15 protein-coding genes and 1 riboswitch are annotated in these 18,882 nt (G+C 77.1%); of the genes, 9 read left to right on the top strand and 6 right to left on the bottom strand.

What is annotated here, in order from left to right; genetic code table 11:
- Positions 1 to 20: 20 nt before the first annotated feature.
- The 3 genes from ACU616_RS20890 to ACU616_RS20880 are packed head-to-tail and all read left to right on the top strand — an operon-like array spanning position 21 to position 3,213.
- On the top strand, positions 21 to 1,178 hold the full coding sequence (locus ACU616_RS20890) for a Gfo/Idh/MocA family protein (protein WP_446760333.1): 1,158 nt from the start codon (positions 21 to 23) through the stop codon (positions 1,176 to 1,178).
- Positions 1,175 to 2,356, top strand: a complete 1,182-nt coding sequence (locus tag ACU616_RS20885) for a dihydrodipicolinate synthase family protein (protein WP_446760332.1) — start codon at positions 1,175 to 1,177, stop codon at positions 2,354 to 2,356. The genes ACU616_RS20890 and ACU616_RS20885 overlap by 4 nt, the downstream gene beginning before the upstream one ends.
- Positions 2,353 to 3,213 carry a sugar phosphate isomerase/epimerase family protein gene (locus tag ACU616_RS20880; protein ID WP_446760331.1) on the top strand — a complete coding sequence of 287 codons (861 nt, stop codon included), beginning with the start codon at positions 2,353 to 2,355 and terminating at the stop codon, positions 3,211 to 3,213. Before ACU616_RS20885 ends, ACU616_RS20880 begins: the two co-directional genes overlap by 4 nt.
- A gap of 66 nt (positions 3,214 to 3,279) precedes the next feature.
- On the opposite strand, the gene ACU616_RS20875 is transcribed toward ACU616_RS20880, so the two are convergent.
- On the bottom strand, positions 3,280 to 4,272 hold the full coding sequence (locus ACU616_RS20875; RefSeq protein ID WP_446760330.1) for a hypothetical protein: 993 nt from the start codon (positions 4,270 to 4,272) through the stop codon (positions 3,280 to 3,282).
- A 283-nt stretch (positions 4,273 to 4,555) separates the two neighbouring features.
- Positions 4,556 to 4,693, bottom strand: a riboswitch (cyclic di-AMP (ydaO/yuaA leader).
- Between the two features lie 166 nt (positions 4,694 to 4,859).
- Between ACU616_RS20875 and ACU616_RS20870 the strand changes: the two genes are divergently transcribed.
- Positions 4,860 to 5,369, top strand: coding sequence for an ArsC/Spx/MgsR family protein (locus ACU616_RS20870; RefSeq protein WP_446760329.1), 510 nt, complete (start codon positions 4,860 to 4,862; stop codon positions 5,367 to 5,369).
- A 57-nt stretch (positions 5,370 to 5,426) separates the two neighbouring features.
- A complete protein-coding gene (locus tag ACU616_RS20865; RefSeq protein ID WP_446760328.1) occupies positions 5,427 to 6,836 on the top strand; it encodes an MFS transporter in 1,410 nt (469 codons plus the stop codon).
- A gap of 3 nt (positions 6,837 to 6,839) precedes the next feature.
- Here the strand turns inward: ACU616_RS20865 and ACU616_RS20860 are convergent, their stop codons facing one another.
- The 5 genes from ACU616_RS20860 to ACU616_RS20840 form a co-directional block, all read right to left on the bottom strand.
- Positions 6,840 to 8,501, bottom strand: a complete 1,662-nt coding sequence (locus ACU616_RS20860; RefSeq protein WP_446760327.1) for a bifunctional 3'-5' exonuclease/DNA polymerase — start codon at positions 8,499 to 8,501, stop codon at positions 6,840 to 6,842.
- A 301-nt stretch (positions 8,502 to 8,802) separates the two neighbouring features.
- Positions 8,803 to 9,366, bottom strand: coding sequence for a DNA-directed RNA polymerase subunit alpha C-terminal domain-containing protein (locus ACU616_RS20855; protein WP_446760326.1), 564 nt, complete (start codon positions 9,364 to 9,366; stop codon positions 8,803 to 8,805).
- 52 nt (positions 9,367 to 9,418) lie between these two features.
- Positions 9,419 to 11,416: a protein kinase domain-containing protein gene (locus ACU616_RS20850; RefSeq protein WP_446760325.1), complete on the bottom strand. Its 1,998-nt coding sequence runs from the start codon at positions 11,414 to 11,416 to the stop codon at positions 9,419 to 9,421.
- Between the two features lie 286 nt (positions 11,417 to 11,702).
- Positions 11,703 to 12,287 (bottom strand): TIGR03086 family metal-binding protein, encoded by a 585-nt coding sequence (locus ACU616_RS20845; RefSeq protein ID WP_446760324.1) that lies wholly within the window; start codon positions 12,285 to 12,287, stop codon positions 11,703 to 11,705.
- A gap of 5 nt (positions 12,288 to 12,292) precedes the next feature.
- Complete coding sequence (locus tag ACU616_RS20840; RefSeq protein WP_446760323.1) at positions 12,293 to 15,667, bottom strand: pyruvate carboxylase; 3,375 nt, start codon at positions 15,665 to 15,667, stop codon at positions 12,293 to 12,295.
- 112 nt (positions 15,668 to 15,779) lie between these two features.
- On the opposite strand from ACU616_RS20840, the gene ACU616_RS20835 reads away from it, so the two are divergent.
- The 4 genes from ACU616_RS20835 to ACU616_RS20820 all read left to right on the top strand — a co-directional run bounded on the left by ACU616_RS20835 (position 15,780) and on the right by ACU616_RS20820 (position 18,718).
- Positions 15,780 to 16,745: an NADPH:quinone oxidoreductase family protein gene (locus ACU616_RS20835; protein ID WP_446760322.1), complete on the top strand. Its 966-nt coding sequence runs from the start codon at positions 15,780 to 15,782 to the stop codon at positions 16,743 to 16,745.
- 86 nt (positions 16,746 to 16,831) lie between these two features.
- Positions 16,832 to 16,975, top strand: a complete 144-nt coding sequence (locus tag ACU616_RS20830) for a hypothetical protein (protein WP_446760321.1) — start codon at positions 16,832 to 16,834, stop codon at positions 16,973 to 16,975.
- A gap of 313 nt (positions 16,976 to 17,288) precedes the next feature.
- Positions 17,289 to 17,738, top strand: a complete 450-nt coding sequence (locus ACU616_RS20825; protein WP_446761509.1) for an alpha/beta hydrolase fold domain-containing protein — start codon at positions 17,289 to 17,291, stop codon at positions 17,736 to 17,738.
- Positions 17,739 to 18,304: 566 nt separating this feature from the next.
- Positions 18,305 to 18,718, top strand: coding sequence for a hypothetical protein (locus ACU616_RS20820; protein ID WP_446760320.1), 414 nt, complete (start codon positions 18,305 to 18,307; stop codon positions 18,716 to 18,718).
- Positions 18,719 to 18,882: the final 164 nt, after the last annotated feature.

The following is an 18,882-nucleotide window of genomic DNA, read 5'->3' as shown; positions in this document are numbered from 1 at the left end:
ACTCGCGAGGAGCGACCACCATGGGCACCCCACCGCTCGGCATCATCATGAACGGCGTCACCGGCCGCATGGGCTACCGCCAGCACCTGCTGCGGTCGATCCTGGCCATCCGCGAGCAGGGCGGGGTCCTGCTGTCCACCGGCGAGCGGGTGCAGGTGCAGCCGCTGCTGGTGGGCCGCCGGGCCGCCGCGCTGCAGGAGATCGCCGACCGGCACGACATCGCCGACTGGACCACCGACCTCGACGCCGCCCTGGCCGACGACCGGTGGCGCGTCTACGCCGACTTCCAGGTCACCTCGGCGCGGGTGGCGGCGATCCGGCGGGCCATCGCCGCGGGCAAGGACGTCTACACCGAGAAGCCCACCGCCGAGACCCACGCCGAGGCCGTCGAGCTCGCCGAGCTGGCCGCCTCCGCCGGGGTGAGGAACGGCGTCGTCCACGACAAGCTGTTCCTGCCCGGGCTGCTCAAGCTCAAGCGGCTGCTCGACTCCGGCTTCTTCGGCCAGGTGCTGTCGGTGCGCGGCGAGTTCGGCTACTGGGTGTTCGAGGGCGGCTGGCAGCCGGCCCAGCGCCCCAGCTGGAACTACCGGGCCGAGGACGGCGGCGGCATCGTCGTCGACATGTTCCCGCACTGGAACTACGTGCTCGAGGACCTCTTCGGCCGGGTCGAGTCGGTGTACGCCAAGGCCACCACGCACATCACCAGCCGGGTCGACGAGCGCGGCGAGCCCTACGCCGCCACCGCCGACGACGCCGCCTACGGCGTCTTCGAGCTCGAGGGCGGCGTGGTCGCGCAGATCAACTCCAGCTGGGCGGTGCGGATCGACCGCGACGAGCTGGTCGAGTTCCAGGTCGACGGCACGCACGGCAGCGCCGTCGCCGGGCTGTTCGGCTGCCGGATCCAGCCCCGCAACGCCACGCCCAAGCCGGTGTGGAACCCCGACGTGCCCGACAGCCGCGACTACCGGGCCGGCTGGCTGGAGGTCCCCGACAACGACCCCGTCGAGAACGGGTTCAAGGTGCAGTGGGAGCAGTTCGTCCGGCACGTGGTGGAGGACGGCCCCCACCCCTACGACTTCGCCTCCGGCGCCCGCGGCGTGCGGCTGGCCGAGGCCGGACTGGAGAGCTCGGCGACCGGCCGCCGCGTGACGATCGGGAGCGGGGTGCCGGCCCGATGAGCACCGCCGTCCTGCTCGGCGCCGACGGGCGCACCCGGCTCCTGCCGCTCGGCGAGCCGGCCGCGGTCCGCCGCCCGACGGCGCCGCTGCGGTCGCGCACCGCCTACGCCGCCGCCCACGTCGTCCCGCGGGTCGCCGGGGAGAACGTCCCCGGCGCGCCGGCCGACGTCGACTGGGACACCACCCTCGCCTTCCGCCACCACCTGTGGTCGTGGGGACTCGGTGTCGCCGACGCGATGGACACCGCGCAGCGCAACATGGGCCTGGACGCCGCCGCCACCCGCGAGCTGGTCCGGCGCAGCGCCGCCGAGGCGCGGTCGGTGGGCGGTGCCCTGGTGGTCGGCGTCAACACCGACCACCTCACCGACGACGTCGTCCCGCTGGCGCGGGTGGTCGACGCCTACGTCGAGCAGCTGCACCACGCCGAGGACTGCGGCGCCGGGGTGGTGCTCATGGCCAGCCGGCACCTCGCCCGGGTGGCCGAGGGGCCGGCGGACTACGAGCGCGTCTACGCCGAGGTGCTCGCACGCGCCGGGGGCCCGGTGCTGCTGCACTGGCTCGGCGAGGCCTTCGACCCGCAGCTGCGCGGCTACTTCGGCTCGGTCGACACCGGGGCGGCCGCCGACGTCGTCGTCCGCATCCTGGAGCGCCACGCCGACCGGGTGCGCGGGATCAAGACCAGCCTGCTCGACGCCGCGGCCGAGGTGGCGCTGCGGCGGCGGCTGCCGGCCGGCGTGGCCCTGTTCACCGGCGACGACTTCCACTACGTCGACCTCATCGAGGGCGACGGCGAGCACTCCTCGCACGCCCTGCTCGGCGCGTTCGCCGCGATCGCGCCGGTGGCCGGTGCCGCCATCGCCGCCCTCGACGCCGGCGACCCGGCCGGCTACCGGCGGCTGCTCGGGCCGACCGAGGCGCTGTCGCGGCAGGTGTTCGCCGCGCCGACGGCCTACTACAAGACCGGCATCGCCTTCCTGTCGTGGCTCAACGGTCACCAGCCGGCGTTCGGCATGGTCGGCGGGCTGCACTCGGCCCGCAGCCTGCCGCACCTGTCGGAGGTGGTCCGCCTGGCCGACGCGGCCGGCGCCCTGGAGGACCCGGAGCTCGCCGCGCGCCGGTGGAACGGCCTGCTGGCGCTGGCCGGCGTCGACGTCCCGGTGCTGGAGCCGGTCCCGTGAGCGCCCACCCGCGGCTGTCGCTGAACCAGGCGACGGTCAAGTACGCGCCGCTGCTCGACGCCCTCGCCGTCACCCGCCAGGCGGGCATCGGCGCGATCGGGCTGTGGCGCGAGCCGGTGGCCGAGGTGGGCCTGGAGAAGGCGTGCGCGCTGGTCGCCGACTCCGGGCTGCGGGTGTCGAGCCTGTGCCGGGGCGGCTTCTTCACCGCTCCCCCGGGCCCCGCCCGCACCGCGGCGCTCGACGAGAACCGCCGCGCGATCGAGGAGACCGCGGCGCTGGCCGCGGCCGGCGCGCCCGGATCGGCACCGGTCCTCGTGCTCGTCGCCGGCGGCCTCCCCGACGGCGACCGCGACCTGACCGGCGCCCGGGAGCGGGCCCGCGACGCGATCGGCGCGCTGGTCGACGACGCGACGGCCGCCGGCGTGGTGCTGGCGGTCGAGCCGATGCACCCGGTGTTCGCCGCCGACCGCGGCGTGGTCTCCACGCTCGGGCAGGCGCTCGACGTCGCCGAGCAGTTCCCCGCGGAGGCGGTCGGCGTCGTCGTCGACACCTACCACGTGTGGTGGGACCCCGAGCTCCCCGCGCAGGTGGCGCGGGCCGGCCGCGGTGGACGGATCGCGTCCTACCAGGTGGCCGACTGGGTCACCCCGCTCGCGGCCGACGTGCTGGTGTCGCGCGGCCTGCCCGGCGACGGGCACGTCGACCTGGCGGGGACCAGCGCCCTGGTCGAGGCGGCCGGGTACCGCGGCGACGTGGAGGTCGAGGTGTTCTCCCAGGAGCTGTGGGACGCCGACCCGGCGGTCGTCGCCGCCCGGACCGCGGCCGCGTTCGCCGCGGCCGCGGGCGTCCGGGGATGAGCAGCCGGGTCCGGCCGGCCAGGGGGCCGGCCGGACCCGGCGCGAGGGGCCGCGTCAGGGGTCGCGTCAGCCCGTGTAGTTGACGTGCACGTGGTCCATGTGGTTGGCCGTGGCGCTGCCGCGGTCCTCCATGGCCGACCAGCTGCCGCCCGGCGAGCTGAGCATCCGCTGCTGGTAGATGAGGTAGTCGACGCCGAGCTCGTCCCAGTGCGCGACGTGGTACTGGACGATCGCGTTCCCGAGCGCGGTGTTCGACAGGACCATGTAGTCCAGGGCCAGGCCCGACGGGTGGCCGCCCGGGTCGGTGGCACTGGCCCGGGTGCCGCCGAGGGTGATCGAGCCCGCGCCGGCCACGTTGCTGACGACGGCGTTCGCGGCCGCCTGGACGACGGCCTGCACCGGCCCGGCGGTGTTGGTGATGCGCGCGGTCGCCCTGGCGGCGGTCCCCGAACCCGCTGTGGACGACGAGGCGGTGGACGACGCGGCGGCGGCCGAGGAGCCCGCCTCCGGCTCCACCTCCCGCTGCGCCGCCACAGCCTCCGCAGCGGCGGCCTCCTCGGCGGCGGCCCGGTCGGCGGCGGCCTCCGCCGCGGCGGCCTCGGCGGCCTGGGCGGCGGCGGCCTCCTCCGCCGCGCGCTGGGCCGCGGCGGCGGCCTCGGCTGCCGCGGCCTCCTCGGCGCGCTGCTGCGCGAGCGCGGCCTGGTCGGCGGCGGCCTGCGCCTGCTGCGCGGTGGCCTCCTCGGCCGCGCGGCTGCTGCGGCTGGCGGCCAGGTCCTCCAGCGGCTGGAGGTCCTCGGCCGGCTGTGCGCCTCCCCCCGCACCGAGCGCCCCGCCCTCGGCGGTCAGGCCCAGCTCCTGGGCGACGGCGGCCGACTCCGGGTCTCCGGCGCCGGCCGAGGCGGTGGGGTCCCCGCCGACGACGACGTTGACCAGCAGGGCGCCGGCGGCGGCGACGCCGAGGAGGAGGCCGGGGCGGCGGGCGGCGGCCGGACGTCGGCGGCCCGTGGCGCGGCCGCGGCGCTCGGCGGATCGGCCGGACGGGGTGGTGCGGGGGTCCATGGTGCGGGTGCTCCAGGCGGGTGCGGGGCGCAGCGGGCTGCGGCGGGGGCGGACGGCACGGCCGGCGGGCGCGCCGGGCCGGCGCGGGCACACCGGGGCGGAGCGGCGCGGGGCCGGTCGGGCGGAGGGTGCCCGGGCTGGTGTGCGCGCGGACGGCGTCCGGGGCGGACGGCCGCGGACGGTCAGGTGCGCAGGCGCGCCGGGACGGGGCGGAGCCGGATCGGACGGGGTGGTGCGGCGGTGCGGGCAGCAGTGCAGGCGCGCGCCATCCGGCGGCTCTCCGTTCTCCCGTGAGCCGCCTACCGGGTGAGCTGACGGGTTCGGGCGGGAAGCGGCCCTACCTCTCCCGGCACGCGGCCAGGAGGGGATTCACCCCAGTACTGCGGTGGGTCCCCGGCTCGCCCCAGCGGGCGACTCGGCGGCGTCCCCCGGCCTCCCCCGACGGGGGACGACGACCGGACGGACGACCCGACGCTACCGGCGGAGAGCACATCGTGACAACGAGTCGACAGGTGTCTCGTCGGGTGATGGTGCTCGCGTCCGCGCCGATCGGCGGCCCGGTGGTGTAGGGGCCCTAGGGTCGGGGTGTGGAGGTCTGGTTCAACCCCTCGTGCTCGACGTGCCGCGCCGCCCGCGACGAGCTCGACCGGGCCGGTGTCGAGTACTCCCTGCGCCGCTACCTCGACGACCCGCCGACCGAGGCCGAGCTGCGCGCCGCGCTGGCCGCCCTCGGGTTGCAGCCGTGGGACGTCACGCGCCTCGGCGACCCGCTGGCCGCGGAGCTCGGGCTGCCCGACGCCCCGCGCGACGCCGACGCGTGGGTGCGCGTGCTCGTGGAGCACCCGCGGCTGATCCAGCGGCCGATCGTGCTCGGCGACGACGGCCGGGCGTGGGTGGCCCGGGACGGCGGCACGCTGTCCGAGGTGGTCGCCGCCGCCCGCGGTCCCCGGGAGATGGACCCCCGCGACCCGGACACCCTCTACGCCGAGGGGCCGGTGGCCGCCGAGCCGCCGGACGACGACCGGCCCGAGGGCTCACCGGTGCGCGACTCCGGCGGCACCGGCCCGGGCCCCGACGACCTCGACCGGCTGCTGTGACGCAGCGCTGACCCGCCGGGCGGTTGCGCTGTGCAACGTCCTGGGAAGCTCGGGGGCATGGCGGTCTCCCGGTCACCCCGCGCGCTCGTCGCCGCACTCGTCTTCGTCGGGACGGTCGTCGCCGTCATCTCCAGCCTCGGTGCGCCGCTGGTCCCGGCGATCGCGTCGTCGACCGGGGCGTCGCTGCCGGACGCGCAGTGGTCGCTGACGGTCACGCTGCTGGTCGGCGCGGTGGCCACCCCGGTGGTCGGGCGGCTCGGCGACGGCCCGCACCGCCGCCGGGTGATCCTCGCCGTGCTGGGCGTGGTGACCCTCGGCGGGGTCCTGGCCGCCCTCCCCCTGGGCCTGTGGTGGCTGGTCGCCGGCCGCGCGCTGCAGGGCTTCGGCCTGGGGCTCACCCCGCTGGCCATCGCCACCGCCCGCGAGGCGCTGACCGGCGACACCTCCCGCTCGACGATCGCCGCGCTGTCGGTCACCGTCGTCACCGGCGTGGGCCTGGGCTACCCGCTGGCCGGGCTGGTGGCCGAGCTCGGCGGTGTGCACGCCGCGTTCTGGGCGGGGGCCGCGGTGAGCGCCGCCGCGCTGGCCGCCGCCGCCGTCGTCCTGCCCCCGCCGGCCGCGGCGCCGCGGCGGCGGCTCGACGTGGTCGGCGCGCTGCTGCTCGGCGCCGGCGTCGGCGGGCTGCTGCTGGCGCTGGGCGAGGCGGAGACCTGGGGCGTGACGTCGCCGCTGCTGTGGGGGCTGGCCGCCGCCTCGGTGGTGGCGCTCGTGCTGTGGGTCCGGTGGGAGTCGCGGACGCCGCAGCCGCTGGTCGACCTGCGGCTGGCGCGCGGCCGGGTGGCGCTCACCGCGCACTCGGCGGCGCTGCTCGTCGGGCTGTCGAACTACCTGCTGCTGGCCGCGGTGCCGGTGCTGGCCCAGGCCCCGCCGGCCGACGGCGCCGGCTTCGGCACCTCGATCGTCGTCGCCGGGCTGGTGCTCCTGCCGTTCTCGGCGGCCAGCATGGTGGGCGGCCGGCTCGCGCGGCTGCTCGCCGACCGCGCCGGGCACGCCCGGGTGCTGCCGGTCGCGGCGCTCGTGCAGGGCGTGGCCTTCGTCCTGTTCGCGTTCCTGCGCACCGACCTGTGGCAGCTGTTCGCCGTCATGGCGGTGGCCGGGCTGGGCGTAGGGGCGGCGTTCGCGGCGTTCCCGGCGCTGGTGGTGGCGGCCGTCCCGCCGGCGGAGACCGGCAGCGCGATGAGCCTCAACCAGGTGCTGCGGTACGTGGGCTTCGCCGTCGGCAGCGCGCTCACCGCGACCGTGCTCGCCTCGGCCACCCCGGCCGGCGCGGCGGCGCCGTCCGCCGGCGGCTACACGACGATCGCCGCGGCCGGCGTCGTCGTCTGCCTGCTGACCGCGGTCGTCACCGCCCTGACCGGCCGCCGTGCGGCGACCGCCCCCGCCCCCGAGCCGGCCGCCGTCCGCTGACCCTCACCCGGCGTCGGCCCAGGAGCGGACGACGGCGACGTCGAGCGGGAAGTCGACGGGAAAGCCGCCGAACAGCAGCCGCCCGGCCGTGACCGCGGCGGCCCGGACCTCGCCGGCGACCTCGTCGGCCAGGTGCCCGGGCGTGTGGACGACGACCTCGTCGTGCAGGAAGAACACCAGGTGCGGCCGCTGCGCCGGCGGCCCGCTGCCCAGCCGCCACAGCCGGTTGCGCAGGTCGGCGAGCCAGCACAGCGCCCACTCGGCACCGGTGCCCTGGACGACGAAGTTGCGGGTGAACCGGCCCCAGGCGCGGCGGGCACGGTCGCGGTCCTCCCGCGGGCCCTCCTCGTCGGGTGCCTCGCCGAGCCCGACCGCCCGCTCGGCCCAGGCGCCCGTCGGCGGCGGCGACCCGCGGCCGAGCAGGGTCGCGACCACCTCGCCGCGCTCCCCCGCCCGGGCGGCGTCCTCGACCAGGCCGATGGCCCGGGGGTAGCGGCGGGCCAGCCGCGGCAGCATCCGGCCGCTCTCGCCGCGGGTGGCCCCGTACATGGCGCCGAGCACCCCGAGCTTGGCCTCGGCCCGGGTGGCGACGGCGCCGTCGGCCACCATGCCCTGGTACAGGTCGGTCGAGCGCGCCGCCTGGGCCATCGCCGCGTCGCCGCTCATGCCCGCGAGCACCCGCGGCTCGAGCTGGGCGACGTCGGCGACCACGAACGCCCAGCCGTCGTCGGCCACCGCGGCGGGACGGACCTGCGCGGGCACCGACAGCGCTCCCCCGCCCTGCGCCGACCACCGCCCGGTGACCACGCCGCCCGGGAGGAAGGCCGACCGGAACCGGCCCCCGCGCACCCAGGTCTCCAGCCAGCTCCAACCGTGCGCGGCCAGCAGCCGGGCCAGCCGCTTGTACTCGAGCAGCGGCGCGACGGCCGGGTGGTCGACCTGCTCGAGCGTCCACTGCCGGGTGTCGTCCACGGGCAGCCCGGCGGCCCGCAGCGCGCGCAGCAGGTCGCCGGGCGAGTCGGGGTTGAGCGCGGGCGCGCGCAGGGCGGCGCGGACCTCGCCGGCCAGCCGCTCCAGGACCGGCGGGCGGACGCCGGCCGGCGGGCGTGGCCCGAGCGCGTCGGTGAGCAGCCGCTCGTGGACGTCGGCCCGCCACGGCATCCCGGCGTGCGTCATCTCGGCGGCGACCAGCGCGCCGGAGGACTCCGCGGCGAGCAGCAGTGCCAGGCGTGCGCGCTGCGCGGCCGCGGCCAGGGTCGTCTGCTGCCGGTCGTGCTCGGCGACGGGGTCGAGCCGGTCGGCGGGGTCGGCCAGCGGGAAGAGGGCGTGCTCGGTCGTGGTCACCGGCGCGAGCGCGTCCCAGCCGGGGGTGTCCTCGCCGGCGAGCAGCCGCTGGTCGGCGGACGGCGAGCGGCGCAGGACGGCGTGGCCGAGCCGCAGGTCGGTGCACCGCTCGACGCGGACGCCGGCGTCCAGCAGCGCCGGGTACCAGCGGGTGGTGTCGTCCCACACCCAGCGGACCGGCGTGCGCTCCCGCTCGCGGACCCAGCCGGGGAGGTCGTCGGCGGTCAGCCGGGTGACCGCGGGCGCCCCGCCTCCGTCGTCGTCACGGCACCGCCGGGCCTCGACCAGGTCGCCGCGGCGGCGGAGGACGATCCGCTCCACCCGGGCAGTGTCGCCGACGGGTGCGACGGTCCGGCGCACGACGCACGGTGCCCCCGTGTCGGGTGGCGACCTGCGGCTGCCTCGGGGTACTCGGGAAGCCGGCCGGTCGACGGGAAGCGGTCACGAGGAGCGGCGCTCGCGCGAGATGCGGCGCGTGGTCGTCACCACGCCCGGATGACGACGACCAGGCGCACCTCGACGACCAGGCGCACCTCGACGACCAGGCGCACCTCGACGACCAGGCGCACCTCGACGAGCGCCTGCGTGCGCCGGGTGGACCCTGCACCGGCGGAGGTCCTCCTCAGCCGAGCAGGCGGCGCACCGTCCGCACCGGCTGGGCCACCCACCAGCGGGCCGCGCGCAGGCCGAACCGCCACAGGTCGCCCCACTCGGCCGGCCGCGGTGCCCCGGCCGGGGACGCGGGGGGAGCCGACTCCTCGGGCTCGGGCTGGGACTCGGGCGCTGCAGGCTCCGGCGCCGCGGGCGGCTGCTCGGGCACCAGGAGGTCGAGCGGGGTGCGCCGCCGCGGGTCGCGCAGCGAGGCGAACGACGGGATCGCCGGTGCGGTCGGGGACTCCTCCTCGGCCGGCGGCGCCTCCGGGAGCACCGTCTGCGCGGCGCTGGGGGTCGACGGCTCGGCGCCGGAGCGGGGCAGGCGCGCGGGTGGCTCGGGGACGACGGCCCGGATCGCGGCGATGGTGCTCGGCCCCAGCCCGGGGACGGCGGACAGCTCCCGCCGGGTGAGCCCCGCCAGGCCGGCGACGTCGGTGATGCCCGCCCGCATCAGCGCCGCCACCGCCCGTCCGGGCAGCTTGAGCTCCTCGAGCGCCCGCCCGGACTGGTTCCCCGGGGACCTGATCACCATGGTCACCGACCCTAGCGCCGTCCCCGGTTCCGCCTGCCGGCAGCCGGACCGGTCAGCCGGTGGCGCCGGCCGACCCGCCGGCGGCGCTCCCGGAGGCGGCGCCCGCGCCGTTCCGCGACGCCGCTCCGCCGCCCGGGGCGCCGTTCCCGCCGGTGCCGGTGCCGGTGCCGGTGTCCGTGTCGGGGGTGCCGGTGCCGGGGGTGCCGGTGTCGGGGGTGCCGGTGCCGGGGGTGCCGGTCGCCGTCCCGCTCCCGGCGGACGGCGTCGTCCCCGTCCCGCCCGCCGGCTCGGTCGGGGCACCCGACGACGGCGCGGACTGCGACGCGGACCCCGACGACGGCGCGGACGGGGAGGCGGACTCGGTGGCCGGCTGCGAGGCGGACCCCGTCGCCGGGTCGGCCGCGGACTCGGACGTCGCACCGGTCGTGGGCTCGGACGTCGGATCGGACGTCGGATCGGTCGTCGGCTCCGCCGCGGGCTCGGACGTGGGCCCGGGCGTGGGCTCGGTCGTCGGGTCGGTCGTCGGGTCGCCGGCACCCGCGTCACCCGAGGAGCCCGCAGGGTCCTCGGCGTCCTCGGTCCCGGGCGCCGTCGCACCGGCACCGGTGGGGGCGTCCCCGGCGCTCGGCGACGCCGCACCCGACTGCTGCCCGGGCGCCGTGTCGGCCGCCGTCCCCGGCGTCGGCTCGTCGGCGGACAGGGACGCGGCCTGACCACCGCCGGACGCGGTCGTCGCCGGGCCGGTCGCCGCCGGATCGTCCGGCGGGGCGGCGGCGACGACCAGGCGCACCCGGTCGCCGGTGTCCACCTCGGTGCCGGCCGGGTCGAGCCGGGTGACCGTGCCCGGGGCGGCGTCGAGGGTGACCGTCGTCTGCTGGCCCACGGAGAGGCCCAGGTCGGTCAGCTCGCGGGCGACGTCCTCGGCCGGGCGCCCGACGTAGTCGGCGGCGGCCAGCACGATGCCCTCCTCCGACGGCACGGCGGTCGCGGCCGGGGCGTCGCCGTCGGGCAGGCCGCCGACCAGCGCGACCGCGCCGCCGCCGAGGAGCACGACCGCGAGCACCGCCAGGGCGAGCAGCAGCCGCCGTCGGCGCCGGTCCCCGGCCGCGGGCTCCCCGGCGGGAGCGGTCCGCGACGCGCGGGCCGACGGCTGCCCGGCGGGCGCGACCGGCCGGGTCGCCGCCGCGGCCACCGGCGCGGTGTCGTGCGAGGGGCGCACGGTGTCCTCGAGCGCGTGCAGGAAGGCCGCGCCGTCGGGCAGGCGCTCACCCGGGTCCTTGGCCAGGGCGGCGTCGATGAGGTGCCGGACGTCGGGCGGGACGTCGGCCGGCAGCGGCTCGGGGTCCTCGCGGACCTGCTTGAGCGCCACGGCCACCGGGTTGGTCCCCGTGAACGCGGCACGGCCGGTGAGCGACTCGTAGCCGACCAGGCCGAGCGCGTAGACGTCGCTGGCCGGGCCGACCCGCTCACCGGCGGCCTGCTCCGGCGACATGTACTGCGCGGTGCCGATGACCTGGCCGGTGCCGGTCAGCGGCACGCTCTCGGCCGACCAGGCGATGCCGAAGTCGGTCAGCTTCACCCCGCCGTCGGGGCGGACCAGGATGTTGCCGGGCTTGACGTCGCGGTGGACCACGCCGGCACGGTGCGCCTCGGCCAGCCCCGCGGCGGCCTGCGAGAGCACCGAGAGGGCGGTGTCGGGCTCGAGCGGGCCCTCCCGGGTGAGCAGAGCCGAGAGCGGCGCACCGTCCACCAGCTCCATCACCAGGTAGGCGAGGTGCTCGCCGGTGTCCTCGGCCCGCCCCTCCCCGTAGTCGAGGACGGCGGCGATGTTCGGGTGGCTCAGCGCGGCGGCGTGCCGGGCCTCGGCGCGGAAGCGGGCGAGGAAGGTCGGGTCGTCGGCGTACTCGCTGCGCAGGACCTTGACCGCGACGGCCCGGTCGAGCACGGTGTCCCGCCCGCGCCAGACCTGCCCCATGCCACCCGTGGCGATGAGCGCCTGCAGCTCGTAGCGGCCCCCCAGGGTCTGCCGACCGCCCTCGACCGTGGTCACACCCCGCTCCGTCCCGTCTCCCCGCTGCGGGGTGTCCCCGCCTTCCGTCGGCCCCCGCGGACGGCCCGCCACGGACCGCGCGGTGCGCTCCCGGCCCGCCGTGGCGGTCGACGCACCTCGCGCGCCATCGAGGCGCGCGCTCGCGCACACGGACCCCTGCCCGCGGGCGGGGGAGCTCAACCGTCGGTCACGACACACCGCGGCGGAGATGACCCTCGGTCGCAGCCCGGCGACGTGGCGGGACGGTCGGGTCGCCGCCTGCCGGGGTCCACCGCCGGGCGGACGGTCACCCGGGCGTGCGGCCGAGCAGCGCGGCGAGGCGGTCGACCGCCGGGGCGTCGCCGGCGACCGGCTGCGACGGCCCGAACGGCGACCGGCCCGCCGGCAGCCGGCCGAGCAGGCCCGCGCTGAACGCGAGCTCGGGCTCCACCAGGTCGTCGGGGAACGGGACCCGCCGGCCGGTGGCGCGGGCGAGGTCCCACCCGTGCACCAGCGTCTCCACCGTCCGCAGGTGCACCAGCGCCGGCCCCGGCAGCGTCCCGGCCGGGACGGTGTGCGCCCGGTCGAGGACGCCGGGCAGCCCGAAGGCGGCCAGCAGCTCCTCCGCCGAGCCCCGGTGCGCGCCGGCCGGGTCGTCGCCGAGCTGGTCGGCGGGGTCGCGGCGGCCGAGCTGGTCCAGCGGCGGGAGGGGCTCGCCGCGCAGCACGCGCGCGGTCATCCGGTTGCCGCCCACGAGGTGGCCGACCAGCTGCCGCACCGTCCACTCGGCGCACGGCGTCGGCCGGCCCCACTCCTCCGGGGCGACGGCCGCGACCAGCTGCGTGGCCCCGTCGAGCGCCGCGGTCAGCGGGGCGAGCACCGGGGCGGTCACGACGCTCAGGCCAGGACCACGAGCAGGTCGCCGCCCTCGACCTGCTGCACCGGGCCGATGGCCAGCCGCTCGACGGTGCCGCCGACGGGGGCGGTGATCGCGGCCTCCATCTTCATGGCCTCGATGGTGCCGATCGGCTGGCCGGCCTCGACGGTGTCGCCCTCGCCGACCTTGACGGTGACCACGCCGGCGAACGGCGCGGCGACCTGGCCGGGCACCGAGCGGTCGGCCTTCTCGGCGGCCTTGACCGCGGCGTCGACGGAGCGGTCGCGCACCGACACCGGGCGCAGCTGCCCGTTGAGGCTGCACATCACGGTGCGCATGCCGCGCTCGTCGGGGTCGGAGACGGCCTCCACGCCCATGAGCAGGGTGACGCCGGGCTCGAGGTCGACGGCGTGCTCGTCACCGGGCCGCAGGCCGTAGAGGAACTCCTTGGTCGGCAGCACCGACACGTCGCCGTAGTCCTCGGTGTGCGCCAGGTACTCCCGCGTGGGGCCGGGGAACAGCAGCCGGTTGAGCGTCGCCCGCGGCTGCTGGGTCAGGCCGAGGACGTCGTCGTCGGAGAGCTCGGCCGGCGGCTCAGCGGGACGGCGGCCCTCCAGCGCCCGGCTGCGGAAGGGCTCGGGCCAGCCGCCGGGCGGGTCGCCGAGCTCACCGCGCAGGAACCCGATGACCGAGTCCGGCAGGTCGTACTTCCCCGGGTCGGAGGCGAAGTCCTCGACCGTCACCCCGGAGCCGACCAGCTGCAGCGCCAGGTCGCCGACCACCTTCGACGACGGCGTCACCTTGACCAGCCGGCCGAGCAGCCGGTCGGCCGCGGCGTAGGCGTCCTCGACCTCCTCGAACCGCTGCCCCAGGCCCAGCGCGATCGCCTGCTGGCGCAGGTTGGACAGCTGGCCGCCGGGGATCTCGTGGGTGTAGACCCGCCCGGTCGGCGAGGGCAGGCCGGACTCGAAGGGCGCGTAGACCCGCCGGACGGCCTCCCAGTAGGGCTCCAGGTCGTTGACCGCGGCGAGCGAGAGGCCGGTGGCCCGCTCGGTGGCGTCGGTGGCGGCCACGATGGCCGACAGCGGCGGCTGGCTCGTCGTCCCGGCCATGGAAGCGACCGCGCCGTCGACGGCGTCCACCCCGGCCGACCAGGCCGCCAGCAGCGTGGCCAGCTGCCCGCCGGCGGTGTCGTGGGTGTGCAGGTGCACGGGCAGGTCGAACCGCTCGCGCAGCGCGGTCACCAGCCGGGCGGCGGCGGGCGGGCGCACCAGGCCGGCCATGTCCTTGATGGCGAGCACGTGCGCGCCGGCGTCGACGATCTGCTCGGCCAGGCCCAGGTAGTAGTCAAGGGTGTAGAGCGTCTCGCCGGGGTCGGACAGGTCGCCGGTGTAGCACAGCGCCACCTCGGCCACCGCCGTCCCCGTGGCCCGGACGGCGTCGATTGCCGGGCGCATCTGGGCGACGTCGTTGAGCGCGTCGAACACCCGGAAGACGTCGATGCCGGTGCTCGCCGCCTCGCGGACGAAGGCCTCGGTGACCTGTTCGGGGTAGGCGGTGTAGCCGACGGTGTTGCGGCCGCGCAGCAGCATCTGCAGGCAGGTGTTCGGCACGGCCTCGCGCAGCGCGGCCAGGCGGTCCCACGGGTCCTCGTGCAGGAACCGCAGCGCCACGTCGTAGGTGGCACCGCCCCAGCACTCCAGGCTGAGCAGCTGCGGGGTGGTGCGGGCGAGGTGCCCGGCGACGGCGAGCAGGTCCTTGGTGCGCACCCGGGTGGCCAGCAGCGACTGGTGGGCGTCGCGGAAGGTCGTGTCGGTGACCGCCAGCGCGGTCTGACCGCGCAGGTCGGCGGCGAAGGCCTCGGGGCCGAGCTCCAGCAGCCGCTGGCGGGAGCCGTCGGGGGCGGGCGCGCGCAGGTCGGCCCGCGGCAGCTTCGTCACCGGGTCGACCAGGTGCGGCCGCTCGCCGTGGGGCTTGTTGACCGTCACGTCGGCGAGGTAGCTGAGTAGCCGCGTGCCGCGGTCGGCGGAGCTGCGGGCGGTGAGCAGGTGCGGCCGCTGCTCGATGAAGGAGGTGGTGACCCGGCCGGCCTGGAAGTCGGGGTCGTCGAGCAGCGCCTGCAGGAACGGGATGTTGGTGGCCACGCCGCGGATGCGGAACTCGGCGACGGCGCGGCGGGCGCGGGCGACGGCGATGCCGAAGTCGCGCCCGCGGCAGGTGAGCTTGACCAGCATCGAGTCGAAGTGGGCGCCCACCTCCGCGCCCAGCGAGGAGCCGCCGTCCAGCCGGATGCCCGCGCCGCCGGGCGAGCGGTAGGCGGTGATCCGGCCGGTGTCGGGGCGGAAGCCGTTGGCGGGGTCCTCGGTGGTGATCCGGCACTGCAGCGCCGCGCCGCGCAGCACGATCGTGTCCCGCGACAGCCCGAGGTCGGCGAGGGTCTCCCCCGCCGCGATCCGCAGCTGCGACTGGACCAGGTCGACGTCGGTGACCTCCTCGGTCACCGTGTGCTCCACCTGGATGCGCGGGTTCATCTCGATGAACACGTGCCGGCCCTCGCCGTCGAGCAGGAACTCCACCGTGCCGGCGTTGACGTAGCCGATGGCCTTCGCGAAGGCGACGGCGTCGGCGCAGATCCGCTCCCGCAGCTGCGGGTCCAGGTTCGGCGCGGGGGCCAGCTCGACCACCTTCTGGTGGCGGCGCTGCACCGAGCAGTCGCGCTCGAAGAGGTGGACGACGTTCCCGGCGCCGTCGGCGAGGATCTGCACCTCGATGTGCCGCGGGTCGACGACGGCCTGCTCGAGGAACACCGTCGCGTCGCCGAACGCCGACTCCGCCTCGCGCATCGCCGCCTGCACCGCCGCGGGCAGCTCGGCAGGGTCCTGCACCCGCCGCATGCCGCGCCCGCCGCCGCCGGCGACGGCCTTGACGAACACCGGGAACGGCAGCGCCTCCGCCGCGGCCAGCAGCGTGTCGACGTCGTCGCTGGGCTCGGTGGAGGCCAGCACCGGCAGCCCGGCCTCGCGCGCGGCGGCGATCGCGCGCGCCTTGTTGCCGGTCAGCTCCAGCACCGAGGACGGCGGGCCGACGAAGGTGATGCCGGCGTTCGCGCACGACTCGGCCAGCTCGGGGTTCTCCGACAGGAAGCCGTAGCCGGGGTAGACGGCGTCGGCGCCGGCGCGCCGGGCGGCACGGACGACCTCCTCGACCGACAGGTAGGCCCGGACCGGGTGCCCCTCCTCGCCGATCTGGTAGCTCTCGTCGGCCTTGAGCCGGTGGACGGAGTTGCGGTCCTCCCACGGGAAGACGGCGACGGTGCTCACGCCCAGCTCGTAGGCGGCGCGGAAGGCGCGGACCGCGATCTCCCCGCGGTTGGCGACCAGGACCTTGGCGAACACAGGGGCTCCTCCGGGGTGGGGACGGCGGGCATCCGGTGGGCACTCTCCCAGAGACGTGTGTCGTCCGTCTGACATCCTCGCGGTCCCGGTTCCCCACCCCGCAGGAGGACGCGTGCGCGCCGCCCAGATCGCCACCCTCGACGGTCCCTCGTCCATCCGGGTGGTCGACGTCCCCGAGCCCGACGCCGGCGGGAAGGTGGTCGTGGACGTGCACGTCGCCGGCGTGACCTTCCCCGAGGTGCTGCTCAGCCGGGGGGAGTACCAGCTCAAGCCGGAGCCGCCGTTCGTCCCCGGCAGCGAGGTCGCCGGCGTGGTGCGCAGCGCCCCGGAGGGCAGCGGGTTCACCGCCGGGCAGCGGGTGGCCGCCTTCCCGGGGTTCGGCGGCTTCGCCGAGGTGGCCGCCGCCGACCCGGCGTTCGTCTTCCCGCTCCCGGACGGCGTCTCCTTCGAGCAGGGGGCGGCGCTGCCGATGAACTACCTGACCATGCACTTCGCGCTGCGCCGCCGCGGGCAGCTGCGCGAGGGCGAGACGGTGCTGGTGCACGGCGCCGCCGGCGGCCTGGGGACGGCGGGCGTCCAGTTGGCCAAGGCGTACGGCGCGCGGGTGCTCGCCGTGGTGTCGAGCGAGGGCAAGGGCGAGGCGGCCCGGGCCGCCGGCGCCGACGAGGTCGTCCTCGCCGACGGCTTCCGCGCCCGGGTCGAGGAGCTCACCGGCGGCCGCGGCGTCGACGTCGTCGCCGACCCGGTGGGCGGTGACCGGTTCACCGACTCCCTGCGCAGCCTCGCGCGCGAGGGCCGGCTGCTGGTGCTCGGCTTCACCGGCGGGGAGATCCCGACGGTGAAGGTCAACCGGCTGCTGCTGAACAACGTGTCGGTGGTCGGCGTCGGCTGGGGTGCGTTCTGGCGGGGCGAGCCCGGCTTCGTGCAGGAGCAGTGGGCCGACCTGCTGCCGCTGCTCGAGCAGGGCCGCCTGCAGCCGGTGCTCGGCACGGTGCACGACCTGGCCGACGCCGCCGCCGCGGTCACCGAGCTCGACGAGCGCCGCGCCACCGGCAAGGTGCTGCTGCGCGTGCGCTGAGGTGTGAGCCGATCGGCAGCGCCTCCTGGCACACGCCGGCCCTCCCCCGCCGGACACTGGAGAGGGAGCGAGTGGGGGGAGGAGCCGTGCAGGCAGAGCTGAGCGAGCTGCACGAGGACTACGTCTGGCGGGTCAACGAGGCCGTCGCCGAGGACCGGATGGACGTCGTCCAGGAGCTGCACGAGCAGTACGTCGAGGCGGCGCTGCAGCGCATCCTCGCCACCGCCTGACCCCCGGGCGCGGCGCCGGGCTGCCGGAGTCCCCGGCCGGCCACCCCGAGGACGGCTAGCGGTCGACCGGGTGTTCCACCCGGTGCCGACGCGGCCTGCGTCCGGGCAGCGGCCGGCACGGCGTCCGACCCGGCTCGTCGCGAGCGGCGCGGTCGACGGCTTCGGCGCTGTCGGCGGCCAGGTTCCTGGCCAGGTGCTCGACGGCGTACGGCACCTCGGCCCAGTCACCCGGGTGGTCGGTCCCGTGCTCGTGCAGTACGAGGAGCCATCCCGTGCTGCTTCTCGAGCAGCCGACGCGCGCCTCTCGTGACAGCTGCTCGGCGAGGTCAGGAGAGCAGCCGCGGTCTCGTCACCCGCCCGGATGGAGGACCTGCGCGGGCTGCCGCCGACCTACCTCACCGTCCACGAGGTGGACCCGCTCCGGGACGAGGGGTTGGAGTACGCCCGCAGACTGCTCGTCGCCGGGGTGTCGACCGGGCTGCACTGCTGTGCCGGGGCCTCCACGGATTCGTGCTCGTACCCACCGCGGCGATCACCCAGCGGGCCCTGGCCGACCTGCACGGCGTCCTGCGTCGAGGGCTCGGGGTGGACCCACCGTCCGTACCAGCGGCGGACGCGCCCGACGCGGCGGCGGCGACCGCCGCGGCAGCCACCGGAGTCTGACGCGGCCCGCTTGAGGACAGCCCTGAGGCGATCCAGGACGAGGTCGATCCGGAACAAGCCGTCCGTGAGCCACGCGTTTCCGGGGCGCGCATCGGGCTGACAGACGCCCCGTCCAGAGGGGTCCCGTGGCTCGAACAACGCGGCCGGGCCCCTCCCGTCCCCGGCCAGGCCGCTGGGATCGGGAGGCAACCTGATGGAATCGAGTGAACGGGTCACCTGGGAGGACTGCCCGAACTGCCGACGGGCGGCGGCTGTCGGCTGGGTGGACAGGCGGCCGGTCGAGTTCGACTGTCCGCGCGGTTGCTGCCTCAGCGCGGAGCAGCTCCGGGTCTTCGCCGCCAGGCGCGGTCGACCGCCGGTCGATGCGTCGTCGCGTGCCTCGTAGCGCCTGGCGGGGTGATCGCCCAGAGGGCGCCTTCAGGTACACGGGTGACGTCGCTCCGGGAGTCGCGGAGCCGGTCCACCGCCATGCCCAGGGGACGGGTGAGCTACTGGTCCCCCGCCATCGCGAACCGGACGTTCGGTCCCTGAACGGCCCACTCGGGGACAGCTCGACACCCGCAGGTCGACTCCGTTGCACGAGCCCTGTGCCCCCGTGGCGGCGCACTGCTAGCGTCGCGCCGCTCCACCGTGGCACACCCCACCCGACCGACGGGGAAGGGCCCGATGAGGAAGCTGATCCTCCTCGTGTCGATGCCGGCGGTCGCGCTCGTCCTGTTCGCGGTGCCGGCCCGGTTCGAGGGCCCCGTCCTCGTCCCGATCAGCCCCGGCCACGGCCTGTCCCTCGTCGACCTCGCGGCAGTCGTCCCGCTGCTCACCGGACTGACCGCCCTCGGGGTGTTCCTCGTGCGGCGGCGTGCGGTCCTCGAGTGCACGATCCGCCGGCGGCCCGGGGCGGCGGCCACGGTGCTCATCGGCGCGGGGACCGGCCTGGGACTGCTCGTCGCCTCGGTGTTCCCGTTCTTCTGGTGGTGGGCGGTGGGAGCCGTCCTCCTGAGCCTGGCGCTCGCCGTCGTGGCGTTCGCCGCCGGCAGCCACGTCCGCGGAGGACCGGTCCCCGATGTCCACGCTCAGGGCTGATCCGAGGTCCTCCTGATCCTCAGGCGGTCGCCTGCGCCGGAGCAGGAGGTCCCCGCGCGCCGCCGTCCCCACACCCGACCGTGGTCATCGGTGAGGTGGACCGTGGGGTGGTCCGCGGCAGGGTGGCGGGCTCGACGGTCGCCTGGACCCGGCACGTCCCCCCG

It is taken from the genome of Geodermatophilus sp. URMC 62, assembly GCF_052931475.1.
The sequence above is the reverse complement of the archived record's forward strand: the minus strand, read 5'-3'. Positions and strand labels throughout refer to the sequence as shown.

Bases quoted from the DNA above. Each gene is read 5' to 3' on its own strand.
- ACU616_RS20855 (WP_446760326.1), bottom strand. From the start codon at position 9,366: ATGGTGATCAGGTCCCCGGGGAACCAGTCCGGGCGGGCGCTCGAGGAG.
- ACU616_RS20820 (WP_446760320.1), top strand. From the start codon at position 18,305: ATGAGGAAGCTGATCCTCCTCGTGTCGATGCCGGCGGTCGCGCTCGTC.
- ACU616_RS20890 (WP_446760333.1), top strand. From the start codon at position 21: ATGGGCACCCCACCGCTCGGCATCATCATGAACGGCGTCACCGGCCGC.
- ACU616_RS20885 (WP_446760332.1), top strand. From the start codon at position 1,175: ATGAGCACCGCCGTCCTGCTCGGCGCCGACGGGCGCACCCGGCTCCTG.
- ACU616_RS20875 (WP_446760330.1), bottom strand. From the start codon at position 4,272: ATGGACCCCCGCACCACCCCGTCCGGCCGATCCGCCGAGCGCCGCGGC.
- ACU616_RS20865 (WP_446760328.1), top strand. From the start codon at position 5,427: ATGGCGGTCTCCCGGTCACCCCGCGCGCTCGTCGCCGCACTCGTCTTC.